The 14308-nt window shown below is 73.8% G+C and carries 14 protein-coding genes; 6 read left to right on the top strand and 8 right to left on the bottom strand.

The genetic code is table 11. The annotated features are described in order from the left end of the window. Positions 1 to 128: 128 nt before the first annotated feature. The 7 genes from LCD31_RS10975 to LCD31_RS10945 all read right to left on the bottom strand — a co-directional run bounded on the left by LCD31_RS10975 (position 129) and on the right by LCD31_RS10945 (position 6867). Positions 129 to 1286 (bottom strand): MFS transporter, encoded by a 1158-nt coding sequence (locus LCD31_RS10975; RefSeq protein ID WP_224957750.1) that lies wholly within the window; start codon positions 1284 to 1286, stop codon positions 129 to 131. A gap of 52 nt (positions 1287 to 1338) precedes the next feature. Next, positions 1339 to 2238 (bottom strand): ABC transporter substrate-binding protein, encoded by a 900-nt coding sequence (locus LCD31_RS10970; RefSeq protein WP_224957749.1) that lies wholly within the window; start codon positions 2236 to 2238, stop codon positions 1339 to 1341. Positions 2239 to 2279: 41 nt separating this feature from the next. Continuing rightward, the gene (locus LCD31_RS10965) at positions 2280 to 3002 is read right to left on the bottom strand and encodes an ABC transporter ATP-binding protein (RefSeq protein ID WP_224957748.1); all 723 of its coding nucleotides are present in this window, start codon (positions 3000 to 3002) and stop codon (positions 2280 to 2282) included. After that, positions 2999 to 3841 carry an ABC transporter permease gene (locus LCD31_RS10960; protein WP_224957746.1) on the bottom strand — a complete coding sequence of 281 codons (843 nt, stop codon included), beginning with the start codon at positions 3839 to 3841 and terminating at the stop codon, positions 2999 to 3001. Before LCD31_RS10960 ends, LCD31_RS10965 begins: the two co-directional genes overlap by 4 nt. Next, positions 3838 to 4869 (bottom strand): ABC transporter substrate-binding protein, encoded by a 1032-nt coding sequence (locus LCD31_RS10955; protein WP_224957744.1) that lies wholly within the window; start codon positions 4867 to 4869, stop codon positions 3838 to 3840. Before LCD31_RS10955 ends, LCD31_RS10960 begins: the two co-directional genes overlap by 4 nt. A gap of 163 nt (positions 4870 to 5032) precedes the next feature. Further along, entirely contained in the window at positions 5033 to 5905 is an 873-nt protein-coding gene (locus LCD31_RS10950) for a nitrate ABC transporter substrate-binding protein (RefSeq protein WP_224957742.1), read from the bottom strand. A 161-nt stretch (positions 5906 to 6066) separates the two neighbouring features. Then, entirely contained in the window at positions 6067 to 6867 is an 801-nt protein-coding gene (locus tag LCD31_RS10945) for an IclR family transcriptional regulator (protein WP_224957740.1), read from the bottom strand. Between the two features lie 543 nt (positions 6868 to 7410). Here LCD31_RS10945 and LCD31_RS10940 point away from each other — a divergent pair. From LCD31_RS10940 to LCD31_RS10920, 5 genes are read left to right on the top strand one after another with little or no spacing between them, the layout of a single operon-like run. Beyond that, on the top strand, positions 7411 to 8451 hold the full coding sequence (locus tag LCD31_RS10940) for an LLM class flavin-dependent oxidoreductase (protein ID WP_224957738.1): 1041 nt from the start codon (positions 7411 to 7413) through the stop codon (positions 8449 to 8451). Further along, complete coding sequence (locus LCD31_RS10935) at positions 8448 to 9821, top strand: LLM class flavin-dependent oxidoreductase (RefSeq protein WP_224957735.1); 1374 nt, start codon at positions 8448 to 8450, stop codon at positions 9819 to 9821. Before LCD31_RS10940 ends, LCD31_RS10935 begins: the two co-directional genes overlap by 4 nt. Beyond that, positions 9818 to 10645, top strand: a complete 828-nt coding sequence (locus LCD31_RS10930; protein WP_224957734.1) for an ABC transporter permease — start codon at positions 9818 to 9820, stop codon at positions 10643 to 10645. The genes LCD31_RS10935 and LCD31_RS10930 overlap by 4 nt, the downstream gene beginning before the upstream one ends. Positions 10646 to 10661: 16 nt before the next feature. Continuing rightward, complete coding sequence (locus LCD31_RS10925) at positions 10662 to 11684, top strand: ABC transporter substrate-binding protein (RefSeq protein WP_224957733.1); 1023 nt, start codon at positions 10662 to 10664, stop codon at positions 11682 to 11684. 16 nt (positions 11685 to 11700) lie between these two features. Next, complete coding sequence (locus LCD31_RS10920) at positions 11701 to 12462, top strand: ABC transporter ATP-binding protein (protein ID WP_224957732.1); 762 nt, start codon at positions 11701 to 11703, stop codon at positions 12460 to 12462. A 77-nt stretch (positions 12463 to 12539) separates the two neighbouring features. Here the strand turns inward: LCD31_RS10920 and LCD31_RS10915 are convergent, their stop codons facing one another. Continuing rightward, on the bottom strand, positions 12540 to 12905 hold the full coding sequence (locus tag LCD31_RS10915) for a MerR family transcriptional regulator (RefSeq protein WP_224957731.1): 366 nt from the start codon (positions 12903 to 12905) through the stop codon (positions 12540 to 12542). A 129-nt stretch (positions 12906 to 13034) separates the two neighbouring features. Here LCD31_RS10915 and LCD31_RS10910 point away from each other — a divergent pair, with 129 nt between their 5' ends. Next, a complete protein-coding gene (locus LCD31_RS10910; RefSeq protein ID WP_224957730.1) occupies positions 13035 to 14156 on the top strand; it encodes an NADH:flavin oxidoreductase in 1122 nt (373 codons plus the stop codon). Positions 14157 to 14308 lie beyond the last annotated feature (152 nt).

The following is a 14308-nucleotide window of genomic DNA, read 5'->3' as shown; positions in this document are numbered from 1 at the left end:
CGCCCCCTGACCCCCGCCCCCCGGGGGGGGCAAACCCGGGGGGGGCCCCGGCCGCCCCGCGCCGCCCCCCCCCCCCCCGGGGGCGCCCCCCCCCCCGCCCCCCCCCCCCGGGGGGGGGGGGGGCCGCTTCACGTCGGCGAGCCGGGCGCACGGCGCAGGGACCTCGCCGCCAGCAGGACGACCAGGGCGGCCAGCGGCGCGGTGCAGGCCGCGGCGAAACCCCACCGCGCGTCCAGGTGGTACAGCGGTACCCACAGCACCGGTGCCAGCGCACCACCGAAGAACTGCGCCGCCAGCGCCAGCGACGCCGCCCCGCCCCGGTTCGACGGCGCGCTCGTCGCGGCCAGCTCGTTGACGATGGTGCGGATGCCGGTGACCGCGGCGCCCGCCAGCAGCACCCCCACGACGACCAGCAGCGGGGACGGGCCGAGCGCCGCGGCGAGCAACCCGGCCGCGAGCAGCGCGTTCAGCACCAGCCCCAGCGGGCGCGGCCCGACCCGCTCCGCCCACCGGCCCAGCGGCCCGGCGGCGGCCACTCCCGCCACGCCGAACGCCGCGCTGACCAGACCTCGTTGCACCGGCCCGAAACCGAAGTCGTCGGCGACGCGCAGCACCACCAGCACGGTGAGCCCCACCGCGCCGAGGTAGCTCAGGAAGGACAGCGCCGCCGCCGACCCCAGCCTGCGGTTGACCAGCACCCGCCACGGCACGGCGCCGGTGGCCCGGCGGGCCGCGGCGGCCGCGTCCGGCGGCAGCAGCACCAGCACGATCGCGAGCAGCGCGGGGAAGACGAACGCGAGCCGCCAGTGCCACGCCGCCGCCACCCCGGTGATCAGCGGGCTGAACCCCTGACCGGCGGCCTGCATCCCGGCGAACCACCCCAGCGCGCGCCCGCGCCGCTCCCCCGGCACCAGATCGATGATCGCGGCCACCAGCAGCGGGGTGATGAACGCGTTCGCGGCGCCCTGCACGGCGCGGCCGAGCAGGAACAGCTCCATCGTCGGCGCCGCCGCGCACAACGCGGACACCAGCGCGAACACCAGCAGCGCGGCCCGCACGACCCGCCCGCGGCCCCAGCGCTCCGCCAGGGTCCCCGACACCAGCAGCAGCACCGCGAACGGCACCATGTACGCGGTGACGGCGGCCGCGGCGGCGGTCACCGAGCCGTGCAGCCCGGCCGCGACCTCGTGCACCATCGGGGTGACCATCGTGCTGCCGTAGGGGCCGAGGAACCCGCCCGCGTACAGCGGCCACACCCGAGGTCCGCGCCCCGCCCGGCTCGCCATGGTCGGCACCTCCCAGCGCACCGGCCGGTGCCGTCCGCCGTCCCGCCCCGGTTCAGATCCGGACGAGGTTCTCGACCACCTTGCCGTATCCGGAGTCCTCCTGCACCAACCCCCAGCTCACCATCCAGTCGTAGGTGCGCTGGAACTCCTCCCGCGGGTAGGGGCGCGGTTCCACGAACCGCAGCCGGTCCAGCCGGAAGTCCTCGACGGAGAGCCGTTCGATCTCCGGCGGCACCTCGCCGATGAGGTGGTGCAGGTACGGCCGCGGGTCCTCGCCGAGCTTGCGCACCGCCTTCACCACCGCGCGGTTGATCGCCTCGTAGGTGCTGGTGGGCAGGTCGGGGCTCGCGATCTCCGAACCCGCGTAGTAGGCCTCCGCGAGCAGCCGGTAGCCCTGCTTCTCCGCCACCGAGATCCACGGTTCCATCAGCGCCACCGCCGCGATCTCCCGGTCCCGCAGCGCCTCGAACCGCTGCTGCGGCCCGCCGACGTGCACCACCTTGATCTCCTCGCGCGGCAGGAAGCCCTCCAGCGTCTGCAAGGCGAGGTAGTGCGAGCCGTGGTGGAAGTTCACGCCGACCGCCTCGCCCGCCAGGTCCTGCGGGTGCACCGCGGGCGAATCCGGGTGCACGTACAGGCCTTGGCTGAGCACGGCGGCGCGCTTGCTCACGACCCGGCCACCGACGCTGGTGTCCACGGAACGCCGGATCTGGCCCCACTCGCAGGCGCGGTACAGGGTGGCCTCGCCGCTCTCGAAGTGCGATTTGGTGCTGCCGAACGCGCTCAGCAGCTGGTGGTCCTCCAGGAAGCCGACCCCGGCGCCCGCGTAGCCCTTGGGGACGAACTCGACCTCCAGCCCCTCCTCGGCGTAGTAGCCCTCGTCGGCGGCGACCAGCTGCGGCAGCGAGAACACCAGCGACAGCAGTTCCATGGTGACCTTGTCATGCGCCATGTCGGATTCCCTCTCGTTCCTTCGGTCCTGGTGGTGCGGGGTCAGGCCCCGGCGGTCAGGTCGGCGACGATCTCGCCGTGCAGCGCGAACAGATCCGGGTCCTCCGGGGACCGGGGGCGCGCGGCCGGCACCTCGTAGCGCCGCACGACGCGGGCCGGGCGGCCGCCGAGCACGACGATCCGGTCGGCCAGCAGCGCCGCCTCCAACGGGTTGTGCGTGACGAGCAGCCCGGTGCGCGGCCGGGCGGTCCACAGCTCCTGCAGCAGCAGCCGCAGCCGGCGCGCGGTCAGCTCGTCGAGCGCGCTGAACGGCTCGTCCAGCAGCACCACGCCCGGTTCGACGGCGAAGGCCCTGGCCACCGCGACCCGCTGCCGCTGCCCGCCGGAGAGCACCGAGGGGTAGGAGTCGGCGTGCTCGGCCAACCCCACCGCCGCGAGCACCTCGGCGGCCGCGGCGCGGTCCAGCCCGGCGGCGTCCAGGGCGAGTTCCACGTTGCGCCGCACCGGGATCCAGTCCAGCAGCCGCGGTTGCTGGAACACGACGCCGAGCCGCCCGGGCGGCACCGGCACCTCCCCCGCGTCGGCGCGTTCGAGCCCGGCCACGAGGTGCAGCAGCGTGGTCTTGCCGGTCCCGGAGGCCCCGACCACGGCGACGAGCTCGCCTTCGGCGACGTCGAGGGAGAACTCCTCGAAGACCGATTCGACCCGGCCGGTGCGCGCGTCGCGGAACCGCTTGGACACCGCGCGCAGCGAGATCGCGCTCATACCGACACCGCCTTGCGCCAGCGGGTGAGCCGCCGTTCCAGGTTCTGCAGCAGGCCGTACTCCAGCAGCGCCATCACCGCGCCGAACAGCAGCGTCCAGCTCAGGACCCCGGCGACGCTCTGCGCCGCGAACTCGTTGTTGAGCTGGTACCCGACTCCGCTGGAGAGCCCGAAGATCTCCACCAGCACGATCACCTTCCAGGACAGCGACAGCCCGAGCCGCGCCCCGGAGAACAGCGCCGGTTGCAACGCGGGCAGCCACAGGTACCGCAGCCGGCGCCACGGCGAGAAGCGGTACACGTGCGTCATCTCCAGCAGCTCGCCGGGCAGCGCGCGGATGCCCTGGTAGACGTTCAAGGTCAGCGCGGGCGCGGCGGAGAGCGCGACGGCGAGCACCGGGTTCGCCAGCCCCACCCCGAACCAGATGACGCACAGCAGCGCCCACACCAGTCCGGGGACGGTCAGCCCGAGCAGCACGGCGGGTTCGAAGAAGCGGCGGACGACCGGGTGGCGCCCCATGGCGATCCCGACGACCAGGGCGGCGGCGAAGGCGAGCGCGAAGCCGAGGCACACCCGGGCCAGCGTCACGCCCAGCTCGCCGAGGACGTCGCCGCCGACGACGATCTCGCCGAAGCGGTCGGCGATCTCGCCGAGCCCGGGTACGAGGACGCTGTCCGCGAGCACCGCCATCAGCTGCCAGCCCGCGCCGAGCAGCAGCGCGAACGCGGCGGGCGGCCAGCCGGCGGCGGCGATGCGGCGCCAGGCGCCGGGGCCCGCCGGTGGCGCGGTCGCCGGCGGGGCGGCCGGGTCGGTGCGCTCGGGCGCGGTCGTGGTCGTCATGCCCGCCCCACCACCCGGAACGGTTCCGCGGCGGGCGCGGCGCTGATCAGTCCTGTTCGGACGGCGACGTCGATCTGCTTGCGCAGCCCGGCGAACACCGACTCGTCCCAGACCACGGGATAGACGTCGGCGAGCCGCCGCGGCAGCAGTTCGACGGCGCGGCGCTCGCCGGCGGGGATGCCGTAGTACTCGTGCAGCTCGGCGAGCACCGCAGGGTTCTCGGCGATCACCTGGTGCGCGGCGAGCCGCAACCGGGCGATCCCCGCGGCCTGCGCGGGGTGCGCGTCGATCCATTCGTTCGTGGCACCCTGCCCGTTGAGCAGCAGGCGCCCGCCGTCGCCGGTGCCCTCGCTCCACAGCTGCTGCACCGACACGAGCTCGCGGGCACCGCGGCCGACGAGCAGGGTGGCGTTCGGCTCGATGGTGAGGATGGCCTCCACGTCACCGCGCTCGAACAGCGCCAGCCCGGCCAGCACCGCGCCCTGGTGCACGTCGTAGTCGGCTTCGAAGTCGATGTCGTTGACCGCGGCCGCCAGCTGCGCCGAGCGGTAGGCGTCGCTGTTGTTCGGCGGTGTCGCGATGGGTTTCCCGCGCAGGTCCCGCACCGTGCGGTACGGGCTGTTCTCCGGGACCAGCCAGTGCACGTGGTTGTGCAGGCTGGTGCTGAACAGGCTCACCGCCGCGCGCGCCTCGGCGGCGACGACGGCCCCGATCGGTCCCATGCTGGCCACGTCGAGGGCGCCGGAGAGCAGCTTGTTCTGCACGTCGCCGGGCCCGGTGCCCGCGACGTGTTCCAGATCCAGGTCGCCGACGAGCCCGTACCGCTCGGCGATGGGCCGGATCACCGCGCCCGCGGTGCCCTTCTGGGTGTCCTCCACCTTCGCGGCCCCGGGCGATCCGGTACCGCAGCCGGACAGCACCCCGGCTCCCGCGAGGCCCAGCGCCGCCGCCAGCCCGCCGCGCAGCACGGCGCGGCGCCCGAGCGGGCCGCGGGGAACTGGTGGGACACCACCGGTCCAGGTGTTCATGACGACGCTCCAGGAGCAGCGAAGGGGAAAGGGCAGAGGCGTGCGGCCCGGGACGCGCCGCACGGGCGCGCCCCGCGGAAGGCCGGGGTTCAGCGGGGACAGAGCCCGCCGTTGAGCGAGCACCAGTCGAGGTACCTGCGCCGGGTGAGGCCGGCGGGCGGGTTCACCGCAACCCCAGCAGGGTGCGGTAGCCGTGCGCGCCGGAGGTCAGGCGCCAGGAGCGCATCCACGCGTAGCTCTCGGTGAACCGGCGTTCGGTGACCGGCGTGGCGCGGGTGTAGCGGAAGTGCTCGGTGCCGAGCTCGGACTCGTCGAGCTCGCCCGCCACCTCGGCGACCAGGTGGTGCCGGTACCGGGCGGGGTCGGCGTTGATGAGGTCGACCGCGGCGTCAACGACGCCGACGAAGGTCTCGCGCGCCGCGTCGGTCAGTTCGGGGGCGACGACTTCGACGCCCCGGTAGAAGTAGGTGCCGAGCAGGTGGGCACCGCGCTTGCGGGCCAGGCTGAGGTACGGCTCCATCAGCATCACGGCGCGGATCGCGCCGGTTTCGGCGCGGCGCAACCGGACCTCGGGGAAGCCGACGTGCTCGACGACGACGTTCTCCCGCGCCACCGCGCCTTCCAGCAGGTGCAGCGCGGTGTAGTGCGAGCCGGTGAACTCGTTGACGCCGACCGGGATCCCGCTCAGGTCGTGCGGTTCCTGCAACGCCGGGTCGAAGCTCACCAGTGCTTGGGCGACGATCGCGGGCCGCAGGTAGCCGAGCCTGCCCGGCCTGCGGTTGCGCTCCAGCCGGTCGATCCCGCCCCATTCGCACAGGTTGTAGACGTCGGCCTGCGCGTGCTCGAACAGGGATTCCTTGCGGCGCGCCGCCGGGTCCCGCTCGGTGCGGTCCTCGGCGCCGGCCCGTTCGGCGAAGCGCACGTCCAGGCCCGCCTCGGCGAACATGCCGCGTTCCAGGGCGACGATCTCCGGCAGGTCGAACACCGGGTGGTTCGGGGAGATGACCACTCGTGCCTCGGAGCGCTGCGGGCTCACGGTCACCTCCCTGCCGTTCGTGCTGTCGATGAGCAACGTAGGGCGGGGTTCGGCGGCCGGTCAACGGATACTTGCGCGATGCGGCAACACCTCCCACATCACGGAAGTCGGTGGTCGCGGGTTGACCGGGGCGCGGTCCGGTGGCACGCGCGCCCGGGTTCTCAGGTGCCCGCGCCACCCAGCGACAGCGGCAGTCCGTGCAGCTCCTCGGCGGCGGCGCGGACGGCCGCGCCCAACCGGTCGAGCTCCTCGTCGGCCATCCGCGCGGCCGGGCCCTGCACCTCGACGACCAGCCGCCCGCCGTCGCGGTGCCCCGGGACCGGGGCGGCGATCGCGCGCAGCCCGGCGCGGTCCGGGTCGTCGAACACGGCGCACCCGCGGAACCGGGCCGCCATCAGGTCCACCTCGTGCTCCCAGCGCTCCTCCTCGCCGGCACCGGGCAGCAGCTCGTCGAGGACCTCCCGCACCGGGCGGTCGCCGACGGCCAGCAGCGCCCGGCCCATCGCCGAGCGCAGCAGCGCGCGGTGCTCGCCCTGCACGCCCTGGAACCGCAGCGGCTGCGCGGATTGCGCCACCAGCAGCACCAGCACCTGCTCGCCCTGGCGCATGCCGAGGCTCGCGGTCTCCCCGGTGCGGTCCACCAGGTCCCGCAGCACGTCGGCGGCCTCCGGCACCCCGGCGGAGGCCAGCGAACGGCGGGCGAGCCGCAGCAGCAGCGGGCCGGGCAGGAATCGCTCGGTGCCGGAGTCGCGGCACAGCAACCCGCCGGAGCACAGGGTGCGCAGCAACCGGTGCACCGTGCTCATCGTCAGGCCGCTCTCGCGCACCAGCTCGGTCAGCGTCAGGCCCTCGGCGCTGTCCACCACCGCTTCGAGCAGCGCCGAGGCGCGCGCGACGGACTGCACCTCCGAGCCGCGCTCCTTGCCACCGGTCCGCGCGGGGGTCTCACCTGGCTTCGACACGGCGCGAGTATCGGCCACCCCGCGCAGCGGCGGCAACGAGGCACCCGCCGAACCCCGCGTCCCCGCGGACGGGGTGTCCGGGCTCACCTCGGGGCCGTCGCGACCCCGGACCACCGTCCGGCGACGCCGCCCGGGCCGCTGAGCTGCACCGTCCCACCCTGTGCGACGGATCGACGGCTGCTTGACGTCGGCGGGGGTCGTGTCGAGACTTCCGGGCATGCCCACTCGGTCGGCTCTTCCCGGGCGGTTCAGCACGCAGTCATCCGCCGCGCACCGCGGCTGTACCGGCTGATCCGTCCGATCAGGACTCCCGGCACGCGGTACCGCGCGCCCGCTCGATCCCCCGACGCCACAACGGCGTTCGCCATTCAGTCCACTGAGGACTCTTTTTCGCCGCCCGGTCCGAAGCAGCACCGGAGCGCCCCCGGACGCCCGCACCGCACCGCCGCCCGGCGGTCGCGCACCGCCGCGCGCCGCGACACCGCGACACGGCACCGCAGCGGTGCGTCCCGCTGCTCGCGGCACGACCCGCAGGAGGTCTCCTTGGGAAGGAACCAGCACAAGAAGCGCCCCCGGCAGCTGCACCTCGGCTACGCCCACGCCACGGGCAGCGCCCCGGACGAGCTCGACCGGGCCGTGCGCCTCGCCGAGGACGCCGCGTTCGACTTCGTGCTGCTCGACGGCAGGCGCGACACCGGCACCGGCCTCGAACCGTTCACCGCCGCCGCGCACGCGGCCGTGCGCAGCACCCGGATCGGACTGCTGGCCACCGGCGATCCGCTGCGGCACGAACCGTTCAACCTCGCCCGGCTGGTGGCCTCCCTCGACCACATCTCCGGTGGGCGGGCCGGTTGGCTGGTCACCGAGGAACACCCCGGCGGCGAGCGCGCGGGCCCCCTCCCCCGGGCGGACGCGGTGGAGCGCACCCGCGAGTTCGTCGGGCTGGTGCGGGCGCTGTGGGACAGCTGGGACGACGACGCCTTCGTGCGGGACAAGGGATCCGGCGCGTTCGTCGACGCCGACCGCATCCGCGCCGTGGACCACGTCGGCGCGCACTTCCAGGTGCGCGGACCGCTGAACCTGGCCCGCCCGCCGCAAGGGCATCCGGTGCTGGCGCACGCCGCCGACGAGCTCGCCGCCGCCGTCCCGGACGCCGAGCTCGTGCTGCCCGGTGGCGCGACCGACCGCGGCGAGCACGCCGCGGTGCTGCCCGACCTGATCCCCGTCCTCGGCGAGGACGTGGCCGAGGTGCGGGACCTGCACGAGCAACTGCACGCCACCCCCGGCGGAGAACGCGCGCTGGCCAGCGGAGCGGTGCTCATCGGCGATCCCGACACCGTCGCCGGGCGCATCGCGGAGTCCTTCTCCGCCGGGCAGGTGGACGGGTACCTGCTGCACGCTCCCCCGCAACCCGGCCAGCTGCGCCGGTTCACCGAACTGGTGGTGCCGCTGCTGCGCCGCCGCGGCGTGTTCCGCCACGACTACGCGGACCGGAGCCTGCGCTCGCACCTGAACCTCACCCGACCGGCCCGCCGCGACCCGTCCCGGCGGCCCGCACCACCGCGAACGGGGGCCGCATCGTGACGGCACGACGACTGCACCTGGGCCTGATGTTCTGGGCCACCGGCACGCATCCCGCGGGCTGGCGGCACCCCGGGGCGCGCGCCGACGGCGCCTACGACATCGGATTCATCCAGCAGGTCAGCAGGATCGCCGAGGACGCCGCGTTCGACTTCGTGTTCCTCGGCGACCGCCTGGCGACCGACCCGGCGCTGGCGCGCACCAACCCCGCCCAGATGTCCCGGCTGGAACCGTTCACCGCCGGAGCCGCGATCGCCGCCGCCACCAGCAGGATCGGCATCGTGGTGACCGCGAACCCGACCTACCACGACCCGTACTCGGTGGCCCGGCTGACGGCCTCGCTCGACCACCTCAGCCGCGGGCGCGCCTCGTGGAACCTGGTGACCGGAGCGGACGCCGCGGCGGCCGGGAACTTCAGCCGCAGCGAGCACTGGGACACCGACAAGCGCTACGACCGGGCGGGCGAGTTCGTCGACGTGGTGCGGGCGCTGTGGGACAGCGGCGCGCACGGCGCCCCCATCGGCCACCGCGGCGCGCACTTCGACGTGGACGGGCCGCTCGACGTCCCGCGACCACCGCAGGGCCAGGTGGTGCTGCTGCACGCGGGCACCTCGGAGCGCTCCCGGGACCTCGCCGCCCGGGAGGCGGACGTGGTGTTCTCCGGGCACCACGACTTCGAGTCCGCCCGGGAGTACTACGCCGACGTGAAGGCCCGCGCCGCCGCGCACGGCCGGGAACCCGGGCTGCCGCGCATCCTGCCCGGGCTGAGCGTCTACACCGGCGCCACCACGCAGGACGCGGTCGCCGAGCACGACCTGCTCAACTCGTTCCTGCCGCTGGACGAGGAGGAGCAGCTCGCCGGCCCGCTGCACCGCGGCGGCGCCCTCGGGCAGCGGCCCCGCCGCAACCTCACCTCGGTCTCCCGGGAGCTCGGCGTCGACGTGCGCGGCCACGACCCGGACGAGCAGGTGCCCGCCGCCCTCGCCGACGAGCTCGACGAGCAGGGCCGGGTGTTGCTCGACGCGGTGCGCGCGCACACCCACCGGGACCTGTCCGGCGAGCACCGCATCACCTACCGGGACCTGGTGAACGGGCTCGGCACCGGCGCGGGCCGCGCCTCCGTGGTCGGCGATCCGGTGCAGGTGGCCGATTTCGTGCAGCGCTGGTTCGACGGCGGTGCCGCCGACGGGTTCAACATCTTCCCGCCGCACGTCCCCGGTTCGGTGCGCGCCTTCGCCGACCTGGTGGTGCCCGAGCTCCGGCGCCGCGGGCTGCACCGCGACGACTACGCGGGCAGCACGTTCCGCGACCACCTCGGACTGGACGTGCCGCCGGTCCGCGCAGCAGCGGCAGGGAGGACCACCGCGCCATGACCGTTCGAGAAGCACCGGCCGCACCCGCCACCACGGCCGCTCCGTCCGCCGGAAAACGCCCGCGCCGCACCGGGTTCGCGATCCTCGGCGGGCAGGTGCTGCTGGTCGCCGCGGTGCTCGCGGTGGTGCAGCAGGCCGTGGACAGCGGCCGCGTCAAGCGGATCTACCTGGCCTCCCCCACCGAGGTGCTCGCCGCCTACCCGGCGCTGTTCACCGAGCAGAACCTGCTCGGGAACCTGCTGCTGACGCTCGGGGAGGCCGCCGCGGGCGCCTCGCTGGCCCTGGTGTTCGGCGTCGCCACCGGGGTGTGGATGGGCCTGTCCCGCAATGCCGGGACCTTCCTGAACCCGTTCGTGGCCGCGCTGATGGCGGTGCCGAAGGTGACGATCATCCCGCTGCTGACGCTGTACCTCGGCATCGGCGCCGCGCACAAGATCGTGATCGTCTTCCTGTTCTGCTACTTCCTGTTCGTCTACAACACCATCGCGGGCATCAAGCAGGTCTCCGCGGACCACCTCAAGGTCGCCCGCTCGTTCGGGGCGAGCCGCGCGCAGCTGATCCGCAAGGTCGTGCTGCCCTCGGCGACGACCTCCATCGTGGCCGCGATCAAGGTGGAGACCGGGACCGCGCTGGTGGCCGCCCTGTTCGCGGAGATCACCGCGTCCAAGGGCGGGCTGGGCAACCTGCTCAACCGCGCGGTCGGGGTGTACGACACCGCCTCGGTCTTCGCGCTCGTCCTGTTCACCACCGTGCTGTCCGCGCTGATCATCTCCGGCGTGGGCCTGCTGGAGCGCCGCGTCCTGCTGCGCTGGAAGCACTCCTGACCATCCTGGAGCTCACATGAACCGCCGCGAATTCGTCCGGTCGTCGCTGGCCGCGGCAGCCCTGCTGCCCCTCGCGGGCACCGCCGCCTGCGCCGGGACCGGAGGGACCCGGGCCGACGGCGAGACCGCCACCATCACCCTCCAAGCGGGCACCCAGTACACCCAGCAGCCGATCCGCTGGGGCGTGGAACGCGGGCACTTCGCCGCCCAGGGGCTCACCGTCGAGTTCACCGACGTCGAGGACGCCGTGACCGGCGTGGCCACCGGCGAGCTCACCTTCGCCTTCGGCCCGACCACCGAGTACCTGCGCGCCGCCGCGCTCGGCTCCCCGCTGAAGATCGTGTCCTCCGCCTTCCGCAGCAAGGGCCCGTACTTCCTCATCGCCCGCCCCGGCATCACCCGCATCGAAGACCTGCGCGGGCGCACCATCGGCAACTCGAAGGCGGGCAGCAACCTGGACACCACGCTGCGGTATGTGCTGCGCGCCCACGGGATCGACGCGGACCGGGACGTGTCGCTGGTGAACAACGGCATCAACGAGCAGGCCTACGGCACGTTGAGCACCGGCCAGGTGGACGCCACCATCATCCACCAGCCGTTCCCCGCGCTGGGCGAGCTCGAAGGCGAAGCGGTCACGCTGGCGCGGGCCTGGGACTACCTGCCGAACTACCACACCGGGGTGCTCATCTCCGGTGACGACGTCATCCGCGACCACCCCGACGTGCTGCGGCGGGCGCTGCGCGCCTACTTCGCCTCCTACACCGACGCGAAGGAGAACCACGCGACCTACGTGCCGTGGTTGCAGGGGAAGTTGAAGCTGGACCCGGAGGCCGTCGCGCGCGCCATCCGGCAGGAGGACGACGTGTGGGACGACAACCCGGACGTCGATCCCGCCGCGATCCGGCGCAGCCAGGAGATCGAGGTCGAGGTGGGCAACCAGGACCGGATCTACGACGCGGACCGCTACATCGACCTGCGCTTCATCCCGCAGGAGTTCCGCAAGCCCTTCACCTACCCCCGGCCCCGCGCCGGGCGCTGATCGGACGGGAGCCACCATGGCGATCTTCGAAGTGCGGTCGGTGCACAAGTCGTTCGGTGCGAACGAGGTGCTCTCCGGCATCGACCTGGACGTGGCCGCGGGCGAGTTCGTCTGCCTGCTCGGGCCGAGCGGTTGCGGGAAGAGCACCCTGCTGGAGGTGCTCGCCGGGTTGCAGGCGCCGAGCTCCGGCGAGGTGCGCTTCCGCGGCGAACCGCTCACCGGGCCGCGGGAGGGCATCGGGGTGGTGTTCCAGGACGCGTCGCTGTACCCGTGGCGCACGGTGCTGGCGAACGTGGAGCTGGGGCTGGAGATCCGCGGGGTGGGCCGGGGCGAACGCCGCGCCGCCGCCCGCGAGCACCTGGACCTGGTCGGGTTGTCCGGCTACGAGGACGCCTACCCGCACCACCTCTCCGGCGGCATGCGGCAGCGGGCGGGCATAGCGCGGGCGCTCACCGCGGAACCGGAGGTGCTGCTGATGGACGAACCGTTCGGGGCGGTGGACCACCTCACCCGGATCCGGCTCCAGCAGGACCTGCTGCGCATCCGCGCGCGGACCGGCGGGACGGTCGTGTTCGTGACGCACGACGTCGGGGAGGCGGTGTTCCTCGCCGACCGGGTGCTGCTGCTGGCGGCGGGACCGGGACGGGTCGTGCGCACCTTCGACGTCGACCTGCCGCGGCCGCGGGAACGCGGTTCGCTGCCGCTGCTGCAGGAGGAGAGCCGCATCTACCGGGCACTGTCCGAATCGGACGGACGGGCCGAGCCGGTCGGTGGCTGAGCGCCGCGCGGGGTCCGGCGGCGCCGATCCCCGAACCGGCGCCGGTGATCACGACGTTCGGCCGGTGCGGTCCCGGGTCACGCGATCGACCGGGAGTCGTCGTGCGCCGCGTGCGAGCAGCGGATGATCGCATCCAACCGGTCCCGGGTCCGCACGAGCTCGTCGACCTGCCGGTCGATGCGGTCCCGCTCGGCGACGAGGCGGTCCATCATGGCCGGGTCGGCTTCGCCGGTCTCCACGCACGGCAGCAGGCCGAGGATCAGCTTGCTGGACAGCCCGGCGGCGTAGAGCTGCTGGATGAGCCGCACCCGTTCGACCGCGGCCTCCGAGTAGGTGCGCTGCCCGCTGGCGGTGCGCTCGGCTCGCAGCAGGTGCTGTTCCTCGTAGTAGCGCAGCGCCCGCACGCTCACCCCGGTCCTGGCGGCCAGTTCCCCGATCCGCATCGCGCTTCCTCCTCGCCCCGCCGGGCCGCGGTGGTAATCCCGGCCACAATCGGTTTCCTCTGACGTCAACGTCAGGTTTTACCGTAGCGGAAGCACGCACCGCACCGCACCAGTTCCCGAGGAGAGCCCGTGTCCAGCAGCAACACCTCCGACCGCGCGGCGAAAGCGCTGTCCCGCCCGTTCGAGCTGGGCGGCACGACCGTGCCGAACCGCATCGCGATGGCGCCGATGACGCGCGACCTCTCCCCCGGCGGAGTGCCCGGCGCGGACGTCGCCGCCTACTCCGCGCGCCGCGCCGCCGCCGGCACCGGGCTGATCATCACCGAGGGCACCTACGTGGACCACCCCTCGGCCGGGCTCAGCGACTCGATACCGCGCTTCCACGGCGAGGACGCGCTGGCCGGCTGGAAGAACGTCGTCGCCGAGGTGCACCAGGCGGGCGGGAAGATCTTCCCGCAGCTCTGGCACGTCGGGATGGCCCGCCCCGCAGGCGCCCCGCCGTTCCCGGACGCCCCGCCGATGGGCCCGTCCGGGTTCGACCTCAAGGGCGAGGAAGCCGGGCACGCGATGACCCGGACCGACCTGGACGCGGTCGTCGAGGCGTTCGCCCAGGCCGCCGCGGACGCCGAACGCGTCGGGTTCGACGGCGTGGAGCTGCACGGCGCGCACGGCTACCTCATCGACCAGTTCCTGTGGGAGCGCACCAACCGCCGCACCGACGCCTACGGCGGCGACCCGGTGTCCCGGACCCGCTTCGCCACCGAGGTCGTGGCCGCCGTGCGCCGGTCGGTCTCCGCCGACTTCCCCGTCGTGTTCCGCACCTCGCAGTGGAAGATGTACGACTACCAGGCGCAGCTGGCCACCACGCCGCACGAGCTGGAGGCCGTGCTCGCGCCGCTCGCGGAGGCCGGGGTGGACGCCTTCCACGCCTCCACGCGGCGGTACTGGCGGCCGGAGTTCGAGGGCTCCGACCTGAACCTCGCCGGGTGGACCAAGAAGCTCACCGGCAAGCCGTCCATCACGGTCGGGTCGGTGGGGCTGAACCAGGAGTTCACCGGGGCGTTCAGCGGCCAGACCTCCGAGATCACCGACATCGATGAACTGGTGGAACGGCTGGAGCGCGACGAGTTCGACCTGGTCGCGGTGGGCCGCGGACTGCTCGCGGACCCGCTGTGGAGCGAGAAGGTGCTCTCCGGGCGCCTGGACGAGGTCGCCCCGTTCAGCTCCGAGCTGCTCACCTCGCTGTACTGACCGCACGCGCGACGGCTCCCGCCGTTCCGGCGAACCGGAGGGCGGGAGCCGTCTCGGCGATGCGTCAGGTCGTTCGTCGCGTCAGGTCGTGGTCGTCAAGGCCGGGGGCTCACTTGCGCCAGCCGTCCCAGTGGTGGCCCCAGCCCCAACCG

The sequence above is a fragment of the Saccharopolyspora sp. 6M genome, from assembly GCF_020176775.1.
Classification (GTDB): domain Bacteria; phylum Actinomycetota; class Actinomycetes; order Mycobacteriales; family Pseudonocardiaceae; genus Saccharopolyspora_C; species Saccharopolyspora_C gregorii.
Note: the sequence above shows the minus strand (reverse complement) of the source record. Positions and strands in the feature narration are given on the sequence as shown.